Raw genomic sequence first — 20,638 nt, 5'->3', positions numbered from 1 at the left:
AATCTTTAAAAGGATAGAATATATTCTATCCTTTTATCATATTATACGATCTGTTTGGCTGGTAATAAGATAACAGCAATCGCAGCAATAATGGCGACAATAGCAAATGCAATGAAATTCCAACTTGTGGCAATTCCAAGGCTCGCAATATATGCACCAAACATTGGCCCTGTCATAGCACCAATTCGTGAGAAGCTAAGTGCCCAACCCGTTGCAGATGCGCGCGCATTGGATGGGTAATAATTGGCAATATAGCCTGTTAATATCAATGCAGCTGAAATACTGCCGACCCCAGCAAAGGCGACGAGCATATAGTTCATATAAATATTTTGCTTGAATATCAAGCTTCCCACGCCAATAGCACCAAGCAAAAAGAAGAAGGCCACAGAATTTCGAACACCATATCTGTCTGCAATTTTTCCTAAGAATAACCCCCCCAGCGCAGAGGCTAAGCTAAATACAATTAAAAATGTTAAGCTGGAACCTAAGTTATATCCTTCTTTACGCATAATAGAAGGTAGCCAAGTATTTAATCCATAGACTAATAACATACCGCAGAATAAGGCTATCCAAAAACAAGCTGTAGCTCGTAAGTGGCGCCAAGCAAAAACAACGGAAACAATTTCTTTAATACTTTGGGGGTTATCTTGCACATGCTCAGATGTCGATTGGTAATTAATATCAAGTTTTTTAGCTAATGCCTTGGCTTCACTGTGTAAGCCTTTATGGGTTAAATATTCGAGTGATTCAGGAAGAATGCGTGCCATTGGCCAAATAAGTAATAATGGTAATGCACCAAAAGCAATCACGCTTCGCCAGCCGAATTGTTCAAGCAACCATATCGCGACTAGAGCTGCGCTTAAAATCCCCAATGAATAACCAGAATACATAATGCCATAATTAAATGAGCGTTTTTCACTGGGGGAATATTCAATGGTTAAAGCGGCGGCAACAGGAATTACACCCCCTAAACCAATTCCACCAATAAAACGCATGATCCCAAAAACCCATGGTGTGGGTGCCAATGCAGCGCCTAACATGGTGACTGAAAATAACGTTACGCAGGCTAATAACATGCGCCGCCGACCATATAATTCGCTTAGTGTGCCAATAATAAAGGCACCAAAAAACATACCTATTAATGCATAACTACTTAGAGCTCCTAGCTCAAGAGGCGATAAACTCCATTGCTTGTATTCGGCAAGGGTAGGTAGTACCGCCCCCATTACGCCGACATCGTATCCTTCAAACAAAATACTCATCCAGCAAATCAGCAAAACCTTTGATGTTGTTTTTGTGGAAGTAAATGATTTCACAGCGATTGTTTGCATCGTCATAATTAACTCTCTTATTATGAGGGTTTAATAATTTTTAGTAGCAGGCTTATTTTTATGGTCACAACGTGCCCTCCCTACACTTACTGTTTCTGAGAGAAAGCACAATCATTAATGTTAATAAAAAGTTAAAATAATGCAGGATGTGGATATTTTGTGCAGAAAATTTCATGGCATACAGAGGGTTATTCTCATTAAAAATAAGTTTTGTTGAGTGTTTTATTTAACCCGCACTAAGAAACTATGGGTTACATTTGTTTATAACTCCTCTTCAAATGGTATTTTAGGTGCGCTAGTTTCTGCTGTTATGAATCAGATAGCAGATACGATGACAGATAAAAGCTATGCAATAGCGGGTATAACAAGTACTCGGTTATTATCTGCAGGTAGCCCTAATGGGATTTTATACGGTCCAAAGTCAACAAAGTATGGCAAAGATGCTCAGTAACGATTAGTTAAGTAATGGATAAAGCCTTATTGTAAGATTCTATCCATTTAATTTTAATTAAGATATTTTTATATTAAGCTAAATTATTCTTTATAATTATTCAACTAACATACTTATTATCAGTTCCTTGTGAAATAAGTTAATTAATTAAATTATTTTTAACACCTAAATTGCATAAAATAAACATTGTGACTGAGCTCAAAGGGTTTATGCTATTTAGCCTAAATAATGTGATATAAGTATAATAATATGACAATAGGGGTTAATTTAAGAATGTAACTGTTATATATATAATGCAGATGGTTGTACTAATTCCTTGTTGATAGGAGTCATAGTATGTTCTTGTTAAACGAGTCACTAATATCAAGGTATTTCTTCTATATGAAGAAATGGTTCAATATTGATATTTCCTTAGCCTTCTTTTTTCCAAATAATTAACCTTTCAATTTTTCCTCAGTTAAAAGTTTCGTTAGCTTATTTTTTATAAGTTCGAATTCTTATATTTATTATTTAATGAAAAATTAAAGGTATTATCATGGCTAAAAGAATCGTAGAACCATTTCGTATTAAAATGGTAGAAAATATCCGTATCCCATCAAGAGAAGAGCGTGAAGCTGCATTAAAAGAAGCGGGATACAACCCATTTTTATTACCAAGCAGTGCTGTGTATATCGATCTCTTAACTGACTCTGGTACCAATGCCATGAGTGATCACCAGTGGGCAGCGATGATTACGGGTGATGAAGCATATGCAGGGTCTCGTAACTATTATGATTTAAAAGATAAAGTTAAAGAGATGTTTGATTACGATTATGTCATTCCCGCTCACCAAGGCCGTGGTGCTGAAAATATGTTGTTCCCTGTATTGCTGAAAGTCAAACAGGAACAAGGCGGAGCGAAAAAGCCCGTATTTATTTCTAACTTCCACTTTGATACGACAGCAGCCCACGTTGAGTTAAACCATTGTAAAGCAATCAATATCGTTACAGAAAAAGCCTATGACTCAGATACCTATGATGATTGGAAAGGTAACTTTGATATTCAAAAATTGAAAGATAATATTGCGCAGTATGGTGCAGAAAACGTTGTTGCGATTGTTTCTACTATCACCTGTAATAGTGCAGGTGGCCAGCCAGTATCTATGGCTAACTTGAAAGAAGTGTATGAAATCGCAAAACAACATAATATTTTTGTTGTTATGGACTCCGCACGTTTCTGTGAAAATGCGTATTTTATTAAAGAGCGTGATCCGAAATATAAAAATGCAACGATTAAAGAAATCATCCTTGATATGTACAAATATGCTGATGCATTAACGATGTCAGCGAAAAAAGATCCGTTATTAAATATTGGTGGATTAGTTTGTATTAAAAATGATGAAAATATCTTTACACTAGCAAGACAGCGCTGTGTTCCGATGGAAGGTTTTGTAACTTACGGCGGTTTAGCTGGCCGTGATATGGCAGCGATGGTGCAAGGCCTTGAGGAAGGCGCTGGTGAAGAATACCTACATTATCGTATTGGCCAAGTAAAATATTTAGGTGACCGTTTACGTGAAGGTGGAATTTCAATTCAATACCCTACAGGTGGACATGCTGTATTTGTGGACTGTAAAAAACTGGTCCCACATATTCCAGGTGATCAATTCCCAGCGCAAGCTGTTATTAACGCGCTATATTTAGAGTCAGGTGTTCGTGCTGTTGAGATTGGCTCGTTTTTATTAGGACGTGACCCCGAAACTGGGAAACAAAAACATGCAGACATGGAATTCATGCGGTTAACTATTGCAAGACGTGTTTATACTAATGACCACATGGATTACATTGCAGATGCTCTGATTGGCTTAAAAGATAAATTTGCCACCTTAAAAGGGTTGGATTTTGAATATGAGCCACCAGTATTAAGACACTTCACAGCAAGATTAAAACCTATTAAATAAAAAATAGGTATATATTATGGTTCCCGTGCAATGCGGGAACCTCATCCTTATTCTTAAGGTAAACACCATGAATAATTCGGCAGCCAAGAAAGAACCCTCCATAATGGTAGGGGGTTTTGTGCTAGGCGGTGCCATGATAGGGGCGGGAATGTTTAGCTTGCCAACTATTATGGCTGGAGCTTGGTTTATTAACTCTGTAGTTATCTTGTTAGTTGTTTGCTTTTTTATGTTTCATTCAGGGATTTATATTTTAGAATGTATTTCTAAATATGGCGCAGGGACGAATTACTTTTTTATATCAAAAGAACTTTTACCAAGATGGGCCTGTTATATTGCTAACATGGCATTAATATTTGTCCTTTATATATTAATTTATGCCTATATATCTGCAGCGGGATCTGTTATTAAAGAAGCTGCGGCTATTTATGGTTATGATATTAATTTAAGAGTTATTTTTATTGCCTTCACATTAATACTAGGTGCGAGTATTTGGTGGAGTGGTGTTGGTGCGAGTCGTTTAACATCATTATTTTTATTTATAAAAATTATTTTGTTTATCCTCGCATTCTCTGGATTATTTTTGATTGTCAAAACGGACTTATTATTAACATCACCTGTTGAAGGTGGGCAAACCGCATTATTACCTTTTGTATTTATTATTATTCCCTATGCAATTACTTCATTTGGTTACCATGGTAATGTGTGCAGTTTGTACAAGCTATATCATGAAAATGAAAGAAAAGTGGTTAAGAGCTGTGTGATTGGTTGTGTATTAGCACTCGTTCTTTATTTTCTTTGGATTATGGGGACAATGGGTAATCTACCAAGAACTGAGTTTTTAACAATAATAAATAAAGGCGGTAATTTAGACGCATTTATTGAATCACTTTATTCCGTTCTGAATAGTAAACACATTGCGACATTTTTACTTTGGTTTTCTATTAGCGCTGTATTTTGTTCATTCTTAGGTGTTGCTATTGGGTTATTTGATTACATACTTGCATCTTTGAGCTTTAAAGATAACCCATCAGGGCGAATGAAATCAGCATTACTTTGCTTTTTACCCCCTTTAATTCTTTGCATGTTATTCCCAAATGGTTTTTTAATCGCAATAGCATATGCTGGTATGGCAGCATGTATTTGGGCGATAATCTGCCCTGCTATTATGGCATTGAAAGTCAGAGAACGTTTCCCGGATTCAAAATTTAAAGTATGGGGCGGTAAAGGGTTAATCTATGCCGTTATTGCTTTTGGTATTTTGGGTATTATCTGCCAATTACTCGCTCAGTTTAATTTTTTACCGATATACCGTTAATTTTTCAATCTTGTTTTAAGCTAACTGTAAAGGTACAGCGGGGTTTGCTGTACCTTTTTTCTGCTTAATGGCGGAGGGAATTCTAAAGCACATGCCATTTTGAAGAGGGATGTTAATACTTTTCCTTGGGGATAACGAAGGTATTTAGGAAGGGTGGGTATTTGTATTTAGCGATCCTTATCAAACTTATAAAATTAATTTATAGCGTATACAAAATTAATTCTCTTAAAACCAAATAATAACCCTTTTGAATTATAAGCGTTTTTACTTATTTTATTGTTTTTTGTCTATTAACTAAGCCGTTTAAGTGGCTAATTTTTTTCTCTTTATCGCCGATAAAGTTAAATATCGTCATTTTATCCCACCAAAAGAGAAATTGTATGCAGAAACTTCGAAACTACTCAATTCGTGCTGTTATGCTCATTTTATTAGGGCTTCTATGCTTGATCTTGGGGGGAACCAGTCTCTATAGCGGTTGGTCTTTGTCTCGGATTGCTGATGGTAATGATATCGATAGGCAATTGGTGAAACAGATGACAGTACTCAGTCAAGGAAATGACCAATATTTTCGTTTTGTCACACGGTAAACGCGTGTGATGGAAAGTAAAAATGAGGGAAAAGCTATCGATTATGCACCTGTTAAAGATGCGATGGAGAATATGGCAAGCTATCTTGAGCAGATGAAAGCGATTTCGCCAGGGCCGATGGATACTGAGATTTCTGAGCAAGTGATTAATAGCTGGCAGGCACTACTTGATGAGGGTGTTAAGCCACAGTTAGTTCTAGGCATGGGAGATAATTCACAGGAATATTTAACCCACGCGCATAATGTGACCCCAGCATTGAGCAGAACATTTGGCGCATCAATCCAAAAGTTTAATCAATCAGCAGAAGAGATGATCAGTGCAACACGTGACCAAGTTGATAATCAAATGGATATTACGCGTGTCGTAATGATTGTTGCGACGGTACTCGGGGTATTAACTCTAATTTTCACCGATCGCTACCTTGCAGCTATGATGCAAAAGCCATTGGATTTGCTAAGACAATATTTTTCGCAAATAGCGAAAGGGGATTTAAGTCATTCAATTAAGCCTTTCGGAAACAATTGTGTTGGTAAACTATTTCCGTTGCTTGAAGAGATGCAAACAAGCTTGCGCGGATCAGTTAGTATTATACGGCAGGGCAGTGAAAATATTTATCTCGGGGCGAGTGAAATTTCCAATGGTAACAGTGATCTTTCATCGAGAACGGAAGAACAAGCGGCAGCGTTAGAAGAAACGGCGGCGAGTATGGAACAAATTACTGCGGCTGTGCAGCTGAATATGGAAAACACTCTTCAAGCGAACCAATTAGCAAGTGAAGCGTTTGTCGTAGCAAACAAAGGAAATACGATCGTTGATTCAGTTGTTGTGACAATGAATGAGATATCCCAAAGCTCACAAAAAATCGCAGATATCATCAATATGATTAACGATATTAGTTTTCAAACCAATATATTAGCGCTAAATGCCTCCATTGAGGCGGCAAGGGCGGGTGTACACGGCCGTGGTTTTATGGTCGTCGCGGCTGAAGTCCGTAAGCTAGCGAGTCACAGCGCGGATGCGGCAATGGAAATCGAACGTTTGATTGCGGATTCAGGGGCCTGTGTTGAAAAAGGGACAGGACTAGTTAATGAAATGGGTAAAACCATGGAAAACATTCTGCAAGGTATCAATGAAGTGACTGCGATTATGAAGCAGATAACGGTGGCTTCTGAAGAGCAAAGTAAAGGTATTGCTCAAGTTGGTGTGGCGATTACACAGATGGACAGCGTTACACAGCAAAATGCTTCTTTAGTTGAGCAAGTGGCAACGGCGGCCAGTTCATTAGCTGAGCAAACTCAGGAGTTACAGCAGGGGGTTAGAAAGTTTCAACTAACGAGTGTGTAACCCGTTAGTTGATTAAGTTGAAATAGGGGGATAGGATAACTAACTGTATTTGTTAGATTATCTTATTCCTTTGCGTAGGTATTCTGGTCAATTTGACTCAGGAACGCTTCAAGGTCAGTTTCTAATTGTAAACCACTAAGGGGGCTATAAGAATATAAGCCATCACTGATTTGTTAATCAGACTTAACGCATCACCTTGTGCTTATTTTTTGGAATCGCTTGTCATGGGGCGATATTGTTGATTACCGCGATAAGTGCCAAGAGATTGTGAGCAGAATTTTGGGGGGGAGGGGGAACAAAAAAGCATTCCCTGAAAAACAGGAAATGCCTTTAAAAACACTGCATTAACCGACTAGGATTAGTTCATGCCGTATTTTTTCAGTTTCTTACGCAGAGTTCCGCGGTTGATACCCATCATCAGGGCTGCACGGGTCTGGTTTCCACGGGTATATTGCATAACCATGTCCAACAAAGGCTGTTCTACCTCAGCCAATACCAGCTCATATAAATCGTTAACATCTTGATTATTTAATTGAGCAAAATAGTTCTTCAGTGCTTGCTTAACTGAGTCACGTAACGGTTTTTGAGTTACTTGATCTTGTGAATTTACAGTAGCAACGGTTAGTACGTCAGAATTTACGCGTTGTTCGAACATAGTTCTGTCAGCTCTTATCTTTATTTACGCAAAAATTTTCAAAAAATGCTTCCAACACCTCCAGCTGTTCGCTGGCATCCTCAATGGCGTTGAATGAGCGCCGAAACTGGTCATCAGGTGCATGTTCTTTTAAGTACCAAGAAACATGTTTGCGCGCGATACGGGCTCCTTTGCCTTGACCATAAAAGTCGTGCAATTCCTGTACGTGCGCGAGCATAATGCGTTGTACCTCTGCCATAGGCATTGGTGGCAAGAGCTCACCTGTGTCCAGATAATGCTGGATTTCCCGAAAGATCCAGGGTCTTCCCTGAGCGGCTCTGCCTACCATCAAGGCATCCGCCCCTGTGTAGTCTAGAACTGCTCTGGCTTTATGCGGGTCAGTAATGTCGCCATTGGCAATAACCGGAATGGTAACAGTCTGCTTAACTGCCCGAATGTTGTCATATTCAGCCTCCCCATTAAACAGACAGGCTCTAGTTCTGCCGTGAATAGTGAGTGCTTGAATGCCGCAATCTTCGGCCAATTTGGCAATCTCTATGCAGTTTCGCTCTTCAGGTGACCAGCCTGTGCGGATCTTAAGCGTAACGGGAACATCCACTGCTTTAACAACGCCTTCGAGAATCGATTTAACGATGTCTGGATAACGTAACAGTGCTGAACCTGCAAACTTACGATTCACTTTTTTAGCTGGACAGCCCATGTTGATATCGATGATTTGAGCGCCACTCTCAACATTAATTTGAGCCGCGGCAGCCATTTCATCGGGATCATTGCCAGCTATTTGAACAGAACGAACCCCAAGTTCATCACGATGAACCATTCTGAGTCTAGATTTGTCTGTCTTCCAAACTTGAGGGTTAGAAGAAAGCATCTCCGATACTGTCATCCCTGCACCCATGTCATAACAGAGCGACCTAAACGGTTTATCTGTAATGCCTGCCATGGGGGCAGCAATAAGACAGTTTCTCAACTGATATTGTCCGATTCGCATATCTAAATGGGGGCCATACTGTGACTGCAAGGGCGCGTATATTACGCATTTTTTACGAGATATGAAAGGACAAACTTTGAGCAAACGGTTATTTATCACTAATTTTTTTATCTTGCATTTTTGCAATTTTAAAATTAGTTATATTTAACAAATAGTTAAGATAACTACGTAACCATTTATTAAAATAACTGTTATGCTGTTCAAATCTCGTGCAGAACAGATTATCGCCAGCAACTGAGCAATATTTGAGCTATAAGATAATCTATTCTGCGCTTATTTTCAAAGAAATTATTCTCTGATTTTTATAATTTTTCTATTAAAAATGCTTGACACCTGTGATGCGGCACCATTCTTCTTTCTCGGCAATAGGGTCGATTTCAAAGGTTGCGCGGTAAGCATCTGCGACACTTTCTGCCTGTGTTGCGAGAACACCCGAAAGTCCTAGTAACCCACCTGCACGCGGTAGCACGCTTATCATTGGTGCTAATTCACGTAGTGGGCCAGCAAGGATGTTAGCGACGACGACATCAGCTTGGAGCTCTTGGGGTTGGTCTTTCGGTAAGTAGAGAGATAAACGCTCTGAAACGCCATTACGTTCAGCGTTATCACGGCTTGCCGTAATCGCTTGAGGATCAATATCGATCCCGATGGCATGAGCGGCACCGAGCTTGAGTGCAGCGATCGCTAAAATCCCAGATCCGCAACCAAAGTCAATCACCGTTTTACCTTCTAAATCAAGGCCATCAAGCCACTGTAAACACAGGGATGTGGTTGGGTGAGTTCCTGTTCCAAATGCTAAGCCAGGATCAAGCATCACGTTTACCGCAGTTGGATCAGGGACATCTCGCCAGCTCGGGCAGATCCACAAGCGCTCACCAAAGCGCATTGGGTGAAAGTTATCCATCCACTCTCTTTCCCAGTCTTTGTCTTCTAACTGTTCGATTTTGTGGGCAAAACCAGTGCCCAGTAGAGGGCTATTTTCTAATTGAGCAACAACGAATTTCATCTCCGTTTCTGCATCAAATAAGCCAATTACATCAGTATCACCCCACAGACGGGTTTCCCCAGGTAGCGGTTCGAAAACAGGGGTATCGTGGCTGTCTTGAAATGTTACAGAGACTGCGCCTGTTTCAATAAGTTCATCACCCAGTGCTTCCGCATGTTGGGCTGTGGAGTTAATTTTGATTTGGATCCAAGGCATAGTATTCCTTAAATGCTCACTATGTTTTGGGCTATCGCGTAATTGGTGCAGATAGCCCACACGATTTAGAGCATGAATGTCATATGACGAGACAATGTCAAAAACAGGTCTCTAAATTAATTTGTCGTCAATTGTACTGGATTTTTGCCAAAAAGATTACCGACAAGAAACGCAATTAGGCTAAAAATCAGTGATGGTACGATGGCGTGGAAATCCATGATTTCGATTTTGAAGCTTGCTAAGATTGCATAGCTTACTCCTCCGACAACCATGCCACTAACCGCGCCCGTTCCGTTGGCTTTCTCCCAATACAGTCCGAGTACCAGTGGCCATAAGAAAACGGCTTCTAACCCACCGAAGGCTAACAGGTTTAGCCAAATGATCATTTGTGGTGGGTTCCACGCAGCAATGAGGAGTAATGCGCCCAAGATCAGAGTAGAAAAGCTGGAGATCCGTGCGAGCTTCTTCTCATTTCTTATTTGTTCTGGTGCTGCGTTCAGGTAAATATCTTTGACGATAGTTGCTGAAGATTGCAGTAATTGGGCATTAATGGTGGACATAATTGCCGCCATAGGCGCTGCTAAGAAAATCCCTGCGGCAAAAGGCGGTAGTACTTGTACCATCAAGGTTGGAATGACTTGGTCAGGGATAGTGAGGTCAGGTATGATTGCTCTACCTAATGCGCCAGCAAAGTGCATTCCAAACATCAATACCGCCATCACGATAGTGCCCAAAATAATACCACGGTGAACGGCTTTACTGTCTTTGTATGAAATACAGCGTACCGCAGTGTGCGGTAAGCCAATAACACCAAAGCAAACCAAAATCCAGAATGATGCTAAGAACGGCCCACTTAGAATATCATCGCCCCCTGCTGGGGAGACTAATTTCGGATCAATAGACTGTATTTTTTCAATTGCAGCAGGGAGGCCCCCTGCATGATAAATGATGGCAACAAGTAAAATCACCGTGCCAAGCAGCATGACGAGCCCTTGTAAGGCATCGTTTAATACACTCGCCCGAAACCCGCCAATCGCGGTATATAGCGCGATGGAGACACCGAAGATAATTAACCCATATGTGTAGGGAATACCTGCGGCGGTTTCGAGTAGTCTTGCCCCGCCAATAAACTGTACAGTCATTGCCCCAAAGAAGGCAATCAACAGGCTAACACTAGCGAACCAGACTAAAAATCGACTTTGGTAGCGAGCGTACAGCATATCGTTTAGAGTCACTGCATTATAGCGACGTGCCAAGATAGCGAATTTTTTCCCTAATACTCCGAGAGATAACCAAATAGCAGGGAGTTGGATCATAGCAAGGAGCACCCAGCCCAGACCATATTTATACGCTGCACCAGGCCCACCAATAAATGAGCTTGCGCTAATATAGGTTGCTGTAATGGTCATGGCTAGGACAAAGCCGCCCATGGAACGGTTACCTAAAAAGTACTCATTGAGGAATTCCCCTTTCGTCCGTTTTCTATAGGCGTAGACGGATAACAGGAAAACTAGTGCTAGATAACCAATTAAAGGTAGAAGAACTTCAATCTGCATCCTTCTCCTCCAGAGGAATATCTTTAAAAATGATTTTGACCATCATAATGCAGAGCAAAATAAAAATGACGGGGACAATAATGCATGACCACTCAAACCATAACGGTAGACCAGTGATACCACGCGTATTGTCGGGTAGATAGGCACTAATTATCCAGCCTATCATGTATGCGATGGTCAAATAGAGAGACCAACGCGCTTCCTTATTGGATTGAAGAAAACGTTTATCCATCCGTTATTCCTCCTCACTCACAGAAAAATAATCAGGGATTGTACGATAATCCGCAGGTAGAGTGTAAGAAAAGGCAGAATAAAAGTGCGAGAAAAGGTATTTAATGCAAAAAAATGCCGCGAAGCAGGGCTTTGCGGCATTAATTGACGATGAGTCAAACAGACAATTTCAAAATTACTCAGAAATGCCCAGTTTTTTCTCTAAATAGTGGATGTTAGTTCCACCTTTTTGGAAGTTTTCATCGTTCATGATCATTTGGTGCAGTTCGATGTTGGTTTTGATGCCATCAACGATTAACTCATTCAATGCATTTTTCATACGAGAAATAGCAATTTCACGGGTTTCACCATAGGTGATCAGTTTACCAATCATTGAGTCATAGTACGGAGGCACTGTATAGCCTGCGTAGATATGAGATTCCCAGCGTACACCGAAACCACCTGGAGAGTGGAAGCGTGTGATTTTACCTGGGCTAGGAATAAAGGTTTTCGGATCTTCTGCGTTGATACGACACTCAACCGCATGACCGTGAACCACAATATCTTCCTGTTTCACTGATAATGGTAAACCCGAAGCAATACGTAATTGCTCTTTGATTAAGTCAACGCCCGTGATCATTTCAGTCACTGGGTGCTCAACCTGAATACGGGTATTCATTTCGATAAAGTAGAATTCACCGTTTTCGAACAGGAATTCAAAGGTACCTGCACCACGGTAACCGATTTCAATACAGGCATTTGCACAGCGTTCACCGATGCTACGGCGAATTTCAGGGGTGATCCCTGGTGCAGGTGCTTCTTCAACCACTTTTTGGTGGCGACGTTGCATTGAACAGTCACGTTCTGCTAAATAAACCGCATTGCCTTGGCCATCAGCCATAACTTGAATTTCAATATGACGTGGGTTTTCAAGGTATTTCTCCATGTAAACCATATCATTATTGAAAGCGGCTTTCGCTTCAGCACGCGTCAGATTGATGGAAGATTCCAAATCTTTTTCGTTGCGAACCACACGCATACCACGACCACCACCACCACCAGATGCTTTGATGATCACAGGGAAACCGATGCGTTTTGCGATGGTTTTATTTTTTTCGGTGTCATTACCTAGTGGGCCATCAGAACCTGGCACGCACGGAACTCCTGCTTTTTTCATCGCGTTAATCGCAGAAACCTTGTCACCCATTAGGCGGATGGTTTCAGCTTTGGGACCGATAAAAATAAAGCCCGAGTTTTCAACTTGTTCTGCGAAATCAGCGTTTTCAGCCAAGAAACCATATCCTGGGTGAATCGCTTGTGCGCCTGAAATTTCTGCTGCGGAGATAATCGCAGGGATATTTAAGTAGCTTTTTGCAGAGGCTGCTGGGCCAATACAGATAGTTTCATCAGCCAGCAACACGTGTTTTAGATCGCTATCAGCCGTGGAGTGAACCGCTACAGCTTTGATGCCTAATTCTTTACAGGCACGCAAAATACGTAGTGCGATTTCCCCGCGGTTTGCGATGACAATTTTTTCCAGCATGGAGACGCCTCGTTATTCGATGACAACTAATGGCTCGTCAAATTCTACTGCATCACCGTTTTGCAACAGAATGGCTTTAACAACGCCTGCTTTGTCTGCTTCGATTTGGTTCATCATTTTCATCGCTTCAACGATGCAAAGTGGGTCACCAACACTCACAGTTTGGCCAATTTCAACGAATGCTTTCGCTTCTGGGCTTGGCGCACGGTAGAACGTTCCTACCATTGGTGAGCGAACTTGATGCCCTGCAACGGTTGCAGGAGCAGCTGGTGTTGCCATTGCTTCAGATGGTGCAACAGCATTTGCCAGCGCAGGTTGTTGTGCAACAGGTGCTGAGTAAAATTGTTGAGGTGCAGCCATAACTTGAGAAGCAGGAGCGACACGGCTGATACGTACTGACTCTTCACCTTCAGAAATTTCCAGTTCAGAAATGCCAGACTCTTCGACCAGCTCGATCAACTTTTTAATTTTACGAATATCCATGGATATGATTCCGTACTCTTATATTTGGATTGAATTAATTAGGCGCACGCGGTTAACCGCTGCCTGTAAAGCAAAACGGTAGCCATCAGCACCTAGACCACAAATTACACCGACAGCTTGGTCGGAGAAATAAGAATGTTGGCGAAATGGTTCTCTCGCATGCACATTAGACAGGTGGATCTCGATAAACGGGAGACACACCGCCAATAACGCATCACGTAGAGCTACGCTAGTATGTGTGAATGCAGCCGGATTGATGAGAATAAAATCAACATCATGGCGTGCTGCATGAATTCTATCGATCAGTTCATGCTCTGCATTTGATTGAAAATGACTCAATTTTACACCTAACTGGCCTGCTTCAACGCCCAATTTTGCGACGATATCAGCAAGTGTCTGGTTGCCATATTTATCTGGCTCCCGTGTACCTAGCAGGTTTAGGTTTGGCCCGTTCAAGAGTAAAATGTGAATATCTTCTGCCATTATGCTGCTAACTCCGACGATATATCAATAGTCCGACAACATAACGCGATGTTGAGCGTTTGTCATCTTTTATCATAAAAATAAATGGAATTTCTACCGACAAAGGACGCTATTATAATTATTTCGTGGCATATAGCAGCAAAATACTGGTCTTATCAGAGAAATTACCCGAATTTATTTTGTGAAATGTGCGGTAATCCGTATTTTTGCCAGAGAGCCGCACGTATTCGGTTATTTTTCGCAAAGATTGACTAGAGTACGTCCAGTCACTTCATTTTTTAAGAGTTTTTTTGCATATTCTGCAGCTTCTTCCAATTTGATTTCAGAGCATACTTGCTCATAGAAAGCAGCTGGCAGCAATCGTGCAAGGCGTTCCCAGACTTTCGCGCGTTTTGCCGCAGGAAAATAGACTGAATCGACTCCTTGTAGGCGCACATTACGTAAAATGAAAGGCATCACACTGGTCGGTAAGTTAAAACCACCAGCCAAGCCACAAGCTGCAATGGCACCATTATAATGGGTTTGTGCCAGCAAGTTAGCCAGCAATTCACCACCAACGGTATCGATAGCCCCAGCCCAAAGCTGTTTATCGAGTGGTTTTGCGGGATGTGTAAAATCACTGCGCGGTAAAACGCGTTTTGCGCCTAGCGTCTGCAAATAAGCGTTATTTTCTTCACGTCCAGAAATGGCGACCACGTCATAGCCTAATAAAGATAACAGTTGAACCGCGGTGCTGCCGACACCACCACTTGCTCCACTGACAACGATTTCGCCTTTATCTGGCGTAATGCCTGCATCTTCTAGAGCCTGGACACACAGCATAGCGGTAAAACCCGCAGTGCCAATAATCATCGCCTGTTTTAAAGAGAGTTGCTCAGGAAGGGGGGTTAAATAATTTGCAGGAACACGGGCTTGTGAGGCTAAGCCCCCCCAATGGGTTTCACCGACCCCCCAACCTGTCAATAAAACATGCTGCCCAACTTGAAAACGAGGGTCTTCACTGTGGTGAATGACGCCAGAAAAATCGATACCAGGCACCATCGGGTATTGCCTTACTATACCCGCTTTCCCATTAATGGCGAGCGCATCTTTATAATTTAGTGTGGACCAGTGAATATCGACTATAATGTCCCCGGCAGGTAGCATTTCTGTTGTCAGAGATTGGATATTAGCGGTGATTTTTTCATCGGATTTGTTTAGGACGAGAGCTTTCATCGTTCACTCCTAGTGAAATGATTAAATATGTCATTTAAAATGCCGAAAATTTAAAGGTCTTTCATTGACGTAATAACGGTTCTTAAGCTATTAGTAATGTAATTATTTTGTAAAAATTTATTTTTTTCTGGCATAAATAGGCTTTTATCATGCAAAATAACGCATCACGACGAATTCATTTTGCGTACTAATACAAATTTGCCTCATTTATGGTAGATAATAGAGCGAACACTCGTGAAATTCATCTGATTTGTAGTGAAAATAACCAGTGCGTAGCAATAATAAAAAGATCAAAATATTATTTGAACTTGTAGTCACAATTACTTGTCACACTGGGAATACAAACAATGGAGTATATAACAGCCAAAGAGTAGGGGTTATTTTTACGTAATTCTATCTAGTGATGGGAAAAGTGAAATTAATATCTATTTTTGAGGTTTTTATCTGCTTCGTTTCGATAAGAAGCATGTACAGTACGGTACGTGAAAAATAGATGAATTGACCATATTTATAGAAGCAGCTCATTAACGTCTTGAGGCCGCTTCAAGTGGTTGGTAGAGTAGACGGGTTTATATTCGTCCCCAGCTTGCAGGATAACTCTTTCGTTATGTTTAAAAAATTTCGTGGCATGTTTTCTAATGACTTGTCTATTGACTTGGGTACGGCCAATACCCTCATTTATGTCAAAGGACAGGGCGTAAAATTAAATGAACCCTCTGTAGTCGCTATCCGTCAAGACCGTGCAGGTTCGCCGAAAAGTGTGGCCGCAGTCGGTGGTGAAGCCAAACAGATGCTGGGACGTACACCAGGTAATATTTCTGCAATCAGACCAATGAAAGACGGCGTTATTGCTGACTTTTTCTTGACTGAAAAAATGTTACAACACTTCATTAAACAAGTTCATAGCAACAGCTTTTTGCGTCCAAGCCCTCGCGTGTTGGTCTGTGTACCTGTCGGTGCAACTCAAGTTGAACGTAAAGCCATTCGCGAATCCGCCTTAAGTGCTGGTGCGCGTGAAGTCTTCTTAATTGAAGAGCCTATGGCTGCGGCTATCGGTGCGGGTCTTCCTGTATCTGAAGCAACAGGTTCAATGGTGGTTGATATCGGTGGTGGTACTACGGAAGTCGCTGTTATCTCATTAAATGGTGTGGTGTATTCATCCTCTGTTCGTATCGGTGGTGACCGTTTTGATGAATCCATTATTAACTATGTTCGTCGTAATTATGGTTCACTGATTGGTGAAGCAACGGCTGAGCGTATTAAACATGGTATTGGCTCTGCATTCCCAACTGATGAAGTGTTTGAAATTGAAGTCCGTGGTCGTAACCTTGCTGAAGGGGTTCCACGTGGTTTCAAAATGAATTCCAATGAAATCTTAGAAGCATTACAAGAGCCGTTAACGGGGATTGTTAGCGCGGTTATGCTTGCACTGGAACAGTGTCCACCTGAATTAGCGTCTGATATTTCAGAGCGCGGAATGGTCTTAACGGGCGGTGGTGCACTTCTTCGTAATTTAGATCGCTTATTAATGGAAGAGACTGGTATTCCAGTTATCGTTGCAGAAGATCCTCTAACCTGTGTCGCCCGTGGTGGTGGTAAAGCGTTAGAAATGATTGATATGCACGGTGGTGACCTGTTTAGCGAAGACTAAATGGCCAACTATAAGCAGTTAGGTTGGTGCCTAGCTGCTTTGACTATTTTTGATCCTCTGACATTAGCGAAACTTAGCCACACATGAAGCCCATTTTTAGGCGAGGTCCATCCCTACAGTTACGCATTTTTTTTGCGGTAATTATTGCACTTGTGCTGGTGGTGATTGACCATCGATTCGAGCCCTTCAATAAAGTCCGTAACTACTTAGACACGGCGGTCAGCCCATTCTATTTTTTAGCTAATGGCCCACGTCAGTTCCTAGACAATATCTCAGAAAGTTTCTCTTCACGGGAACAGCTGCAATTTGAAAACAAAGCATTGCGCCAAGAGCTGCTACTGAAAAAAGCCGATAACCTATTACTGGAACAACTTAAGCAGGAAAATGCGCGCTTAAGGGAGCTTCTCGGTTCGCCATTACGCCAAGATGAACACATGATGGTGACGCAAGTTATTTCAGGTGCGAACACGCCTTATCGTGATCAAGTGGTGATTGATAAAGGCAGTAATGAAGGCGTTTATGAAGGTCAGCCCGTTATTAGTGATAAAGGCGTTGTCGGCCAAGTGGTGGGAGTGAGTAACTTTAATAGCCGCGTATTATTAATCTGCGATACCACACATGCTCTTCCAGTACAGGTTCTGCGCAATGATGTGCGTGTCATTGCCGCGGGTTCAGGGTGTGCGGATGATTTACAGCTTGAGCCATTACCTGAAAACACCGATATCCGTGTTGGGGATGTGCTCGTTACCTCTGGCCTAGGTGGGCGTTTCCCTGAAGGTTACCCCGTTGGGGTAGTCTCTGCGGTGAAACATGATACACAACGTGCATATACTATCATTAGCGCCAGACCAAGCGCTGAGCTACAACGTTTACGTTATCTTCTGCTTTTATGGGGTAATGATAGTGACCCGAAAACGCCGTTACAGCCATCAGAAGTGTACCGTGCAGCAAATGAACGCTTAATGAAAGTGCTCCCGCAAGTTTTACCGAATCCAAGTGAAATTCAAGGGCCACCATTGCCACCATCAATGGCATCGCAACCATAGGTAAAGGAAATATTATTATGGTTATGGGTAGGAGGAATGAATTAAATGGATGAATACCGTGGTAATGGACGTGCTATTATCTGGCTGTCCTTTATTATTGCTCTGATTTTGCAAGTCATGCCGTGGCCAGAACAGCTTAATTTTTATCGGCCATCATGGTTGCTGTTGATTTTAGCGTATTGGGTGATGGCGTTGCCACACCGCGTGAGCGTTGGCACCAGCTTTATTTTAGGTATTATTGTTGACTCCATTCAAGGCTCTGCTCTGGGCGTTCACGCGCTTTCCTTCAGTATTATTTGTTATCTCGTCGCCTATAAACATCAATTATTACGCAATATGGCGCTATGGCAGCAAGCGCTCGTCATTATGTTGTTGACCATTATCCAAGATCTGGCGGTATTTTGGGCTGAGTTTTTATCATCTCAGGTATTATTCCATCCGCAAGTATTCTGGAATAGTCTCGTCAATGGTATCCTGTGGCCATGGCTGTTTTTGCTTTTACGAAAAATTCGTCGACAGTTTTCAGTGTGTTAAGGGCTTTAACTGTCGTATCTGACGGAAAATATTTTTTATGAATTTAATCTATTTGGCATCAGGTTCACCCCGCCGACGCGAATTGGTGCAATATCTTGACTATTCTTTTGAAATTTTACGTCCAGAGGTAGAGGAACAGTGGCAACCGGGTGAGACGCCAGAAGGTTATGTACAGCGACTAGCGTGTGATAAATCCTTAGCAGGTGTTGCCATTGCACCGGAAGATAAGCCTGTCTTAGGGGCGGATACGATTGTGGTTCTGGATGGGAAAATCCTTGAAAAACCAAGGGATGACCAGCACGCTCAAGAGATGCTCAGCGCGTTATCGGGTAAAACTCACCAAGTGATGACAGCGATAGCAATTTCCGATCGCCAACAGACATTACACGAGTTGATTGTGACAGATGTGACATTCAGCGGGTTATCTTTACTTGAAATACAGGATTATATACAGTCAGGTGAGCCTATGGATAAAGCGGGGGCCTATGCAATCCAAGGCCTTGGTGGTCGTTTTATTCGTAAAATTAATGGCAGTTACCACGGTGTAGTGGGTTTACCTTTGGTCGAAACAAATGAATTAATTCAACGATTTTTAGCGTTAGGTGATGGTAAGGGGAAGTCATGACAGCGGAACTACTAGTGAACATTACACCATCTGAAACGCGCGTAGCTTATATTGATGGTGGGATTTTACAAGAAATACATGTTGAGCGAGAAGCAAAAAGAGGACTTGTAGGGAATATTTACAAAGGCCGCGTGAGCCGCGTTTTACCCGGAATGCAGGCGGCCTTTGTTGATATTGGTCTGGAGAAAGCCGCCTTTTTGCATGCATCCGATATCATGCCGCACACCGAATGCATTGCGGGTGATGAGCAAAAAAACTTTCACGTCAGGGATATTGCCGAACTGGTTAAACAGGGCCAAGACCTGATTGTACAAGTGGTAAAAGACCCGTTAGGAACCAAAGGGGCGAGGCTGACGACAGACATTACTCTGCCTTCACGCTATTTAGTTTTCATGCCAGGAGCTTCTCATGTGGGGGTTTCTCAACGCATTGAAAGTGAAGAAGAAAGAGAACGCTTAAAGCAATGTGTTGCCCAATATTGTGATGAAAATGGTGGCTTTATTATTCGTACTGCAGCGGAAGGTGTGGGGGAAGATGAAGTCAAACAAGATGCCGCTTTCTTAAAACGTCTTTGGGCAAAAGTTATTGAGCGGAAAAAACGCAATGTTACCCGAACAAAGATTTACGGTGAATTAGCGCTCGCTTTTCGTATTATCCGTGATTTTGCAGGCGCTCATCTCGATAGAATTCGCGTTGACTCCCGTTTGACCTATACTCAATTACAAGAATTTATCGAAGAGTATGTGCCAGAAATGACGGCAAAGCTGGAGTTATACCAAGGTAACCAGCCGATTTTCGATTTATTTGATGTTGAAAATGAAATTCAACGGGCGATGGACAGAAAAGTTGAGTTGAAATCAGGTGGTTACCTGATCATCGATCAAACTGAAGCCATGACCACCATCGACATCAATACGGGGGCATTTGTTGGCCATCGTAATCTAGAAGAAACCATTTTCAATACCAATATTGAAGCGACTCAAGCGATTGCACGTCAGTTACGCTTACGCAATTTAGGCGGGATTATCATCATCGACTTTATTGATATGACTGATGCTGAGCACCGCCGTCGTGTATTAGCATCGCTGGAACAAGCGTTAAGCAAAGATAAAGTTAAAACGACGATCAACGGTTTCTCGCAACTTGGCTTAGTGGAAATGACCCGTAAGCGGACAAGAGAAAGCCTTGAACACGTATTGTGTGATGATTGCCCAACTTGCCAAGGCCGTGGTACGGTGAAATCAGTGGAAACGGTATGTTATGAAATCTTACGTGAAATTGTGAGAGTTCACCGCACGATCGATGCTGATCGCTTCTTAGTCTATGCATCACAAGCTGTGGTGGATGTGCTCAAAGGGGATGAATCACACGCACTAGCTGAAGTAGAAATCTTCGTTGGGAAGCAAGTGAAAGTTCAGACTGAGCCGTTATACAGCCAAGAACGCTTTGATGTTGTGATGATGTAGCCTGTTTGCTTA

17 protein-coding genes and 2 pseudogenes are annotated in these 20,638 nt (G+C 41.9%); 9 read left to right on the top strand and 10 right to left on the bottom strand.

What is annotated here, in order from left to right:
• Positions 1 to 41 precede the first annotated feature (41 nt).
• The gene (locus tag M1F05_RS17715) at positions 42 to 1,337 is read right to left on the bottom strand and encodes an MFS transporter (RefSeq protein ID WP_206083518.1); all 1,296 of its coding nucleotides are present in this window, start codon (positions 1,335 to 1,337) and stop codon (positions 42 to 44) included.
• Positions 1,338 to 1,596: 259 nt separating this feature from the next.
• Between M1F05_RS17715 and M1F05_RS17710 the strand changes: the two are divergent.
• From M1F05_RS17710 to M1F05_RS17695, 4 genes and pseudogenes are all read left to right on the top strand, one after another.
• Positions 1,597 to 1,782 (top strand): annotated as a pseudogene (locus tag M1F05_RS17710) (GNA1162 family protein); the annotation flags it as partial.
• A 535-nt stretch (positions 1,783 to 2,317) separates the two neighbouring features.
• Positions 2,318 to 3,721 carry a tryptophanase gene (locus M1F05_RS17705; protein WP_206083519.1) on the top strand — a complete coding sequence of 468 codons (1,404 nt, stop codon included), beginning with the start codon at positions 2,318 to 2,320 and terminating at the stop codon, positions 3,719 to 3,721.
• A 67-nt stretch (positions 3,722 to 3,788) separates the two neighbouring features.
• Positions 3,789 to 5,036 carry an aromatic amino acid transporter gene (locus tag M1F05_RS17700; RefSeq protein ID WP_206083520.1) on the top strand — a complete coding sequence of 416 codons (1,248 nt, stop codon included), beginning with the start codon at positions 3,789 to 3,791 and terminating at the stop codon, positions 5,034 to 5,036.
• 380 nt (positions 5,037 to 5,416) lie between these two features.
• Positions 5,417 to 6,967, top strand: a pseudogene (locus M1F05_RS17695) (methyl-accepting chemotaxis protein).
• A gap of 358 nt (positions 6,968 to 7,325) precedes the next feature.
• On the opposite strand, the gene fis reads toward M1F05_RS17695, so the two are convergent.
• The 9 genes from fis to M1F05_RS17650 all read right to left on the bottom strand — a co-directional run bounded on the left by fis (position 7,326) and on the right by M1F05_RS17650 (position 15,304).
• Complete coding sequence (gene fis / locus M1F05_RS17690; protein ID WP_004258438.1) at positions 7,326 to 7,622, bottom strand: DNA-binding transcriptional regulator Fis; 297 nt, start codon at positions 7,620 to 7,622, stop codon at positions 7,326 to 7,328.
• A 7-nt stretch (positions 7,623 to 7,629) separates the two neighbouring features.
• Positions 7,630 to 8,613: a tRNA dihydrouridine synthase DusB gene (dusB, locus tag M1F05_RS17685; RefSeq protein ID WP_206083522.1), complete on the bottom strand. Its 984-nt coding sequence runs from the start codon at positions 8,611 to 8,613 to the stop codon at positions 7,630 to 7,632.
• Between the two features lie 316 nt (positions 8,614 to 8,929).
• Complete coding sequence (gene prmA / locus M1F05_RS17680) at positions 8,930 to 9,814, bottom strand: 50S ribosomal protein L11 methyltransferase (protein WP_206083523.1); 885 nt, start codon at positions 9,812 to 9,814, stop codon at positions 8,930 to 8,932.
• A 116-nt stretch (positions 9,815 to 9,930) separates the two neighbouring features.
• The gene (panF, locus tag M1F05_RS17675; RefSeq protein ID WP_206083524.1) at positions 9,931 to 11,370 is read right to left on the bottom strand and encodes a sodium/pantothenate symporter; all 1,440 of its coding nucleotides are present in this window, start codon (positions 11,368 to 11,370) and stop codon (positions 9,931 to 9,933) included.
• Entirely contained in the window at positions 11,360 to 11,602 is a 243-nt protein-coding gene (locus tag M1F05_RS17670) for a YhdT family protein (protein ID WP_206083525.1), read from the bottom strand. Before M1F05_RS17670 ends, panF begins: the two co-directional genes overlap by 11 nt.
• A 174-nt stretch (positions 11,603 to 11,776) precedes the next feature.
• Complete coding sequence (gene accC / locus M1F05_RS17665) at positions 11,777 to 13,123, bottom strand: acetyl-CoA carboxylase biotin carboxylase subunit (protein ID WP_206083526.1); 1,347 nt, start codon at positions 13,121 to 13,123, stop codon at positions 11,777 to 11,779.
• A 12-nt stretch (positions 13,124 to 13,135) separates the two neighbouring features.
• Positions 13,136 to 13,606: an acetyl-CoA carboxylase biotin carboxyl carrier protein gene (gene accB, locus M1F05_RS17660; RefSeq protein WP_206083527.1), complete on the bottom strand. Its 471-nt coding sequence runs from the start codon at positions 13,604 to 13,606 to the stop codon at positions 13,136 to 13,138.
• 18 nt (positions 13,607 to 13,624) lie between these two features.
• The gene (gene aroQ, locus M1F05_RS17655) at positions 13,625 to 14,089 is read right to left on the bottom strand and encodes a type II 3-dehydroquinate dehydratase (protein WP_206083528.1); all 465 of its coding nucleotides are present in this window, start codon (positions 14,087 to 14,089) and stop codon (positions 13,625 to 13,627) included.
• 231 nt (positions 14,090 to 14,320) lie between these two features.
• Positions 14,321 to 15,304, bottom strand: a complete 984-nt coding sequence (locus M1F05_RS17650) for an oxidoreductase (protein ID WP_206083529.1) — start codon at positions 15,302 to 15,304, stop codon at positions 14,321 to 14,323.
• Positions 15,305 to 15,911: 607 nt separating this feature from the next.
• Here M1F05_RS17650 and M1F05_RS17645 point away from each other — a divergent pair.
• The 5 genes from M1F05_RS17645 to rng all read left to right on the top strand — a co-directional run bounded on the left by M1F05_RS17645 (position 15,912) and on the right by rng (position 20,626).
• Positions 15,912 to 16,955 (top strand): rod shape-determining protein, encoded by a 1,044-nt coding sequence (locus M1F05_RS17645; RefSeq protein ID WP_047756254.1) that lies wholly within the window; start codon positions 15,912 to 15,914, stop codon positions 16,953 to 16,955.
• 83 nt (positions 16,956 to 17,038) lie between these two features.
• Positions 17,039 to 18,001 carry a rod shape-determining protein MreC gene (gene mreC / locus M1F05_RS17640; RefSeq protein WP_318825895.1) on the top strand — a complete coding sequence of 321 codons (963 nt, stop codon included), beginning with the start codon at positions 17,039 to 17,041 and terminating at the stop codon, positions 17,999 to 18,001.
• A gap of 45 nt (positions 18,002 to 18,046) precedes the next feature.
• On the top strand, positions 18,047 to 18,535 hold the full coding sequence (gene mreD, locus M1F05_RS17635) for a rod shape-determining protein MreD (protein WP_206083531.1): 489 nt from the start codon (positions 18,047 to 18,049) through the stop codon (positions 18,533 to 18,535).
• A 37-nt stretch (positions 18,536 to 18,572) separates the two neighbouring features.
• Positions 18,573 to 19,160 (top strand): Maf family protein, encoded by a 588-nt coding sequence (locus M1F05_RS17630; RefSeq protein WP_206083532.1) that lies wholly within the window; start codon positions 18,573 to 18,575, stop codon positions 19,158 to 19,160.
• Entirely contained in the window at positions 19,157 to 20,626 is a 1,470-nt protein-coding gene (gene rng / locus M1F05_RS17625; RefSeq protein WP_206083533.1) for a ribonuclease G, read from the top strand. The genes M1F05_RS17630 and rng overlap by 4 nt, the downstream gene beginning before the upstream one ends.
• The last annotated feature ends 12 nt before the right edge of the window (positions 20,627 to 20,638 follow it).

Source organism: Providencia sp. PROV252, from assembly GCF_033676005.1.
In the GTDB taxonomy this organism is placed as follows: domain Bacteria; phylum Pseudomonadota; class Gammaproteobacteria; order Enterobacterales; family Enterobacteriaceae; genus Providencia; species Providencia vermicola.
The sequence above is the reverse complement of the archived record's forward strand: the minus strand, read 5'-3'. Positions and strand labels throughout refer to the sequence as shown.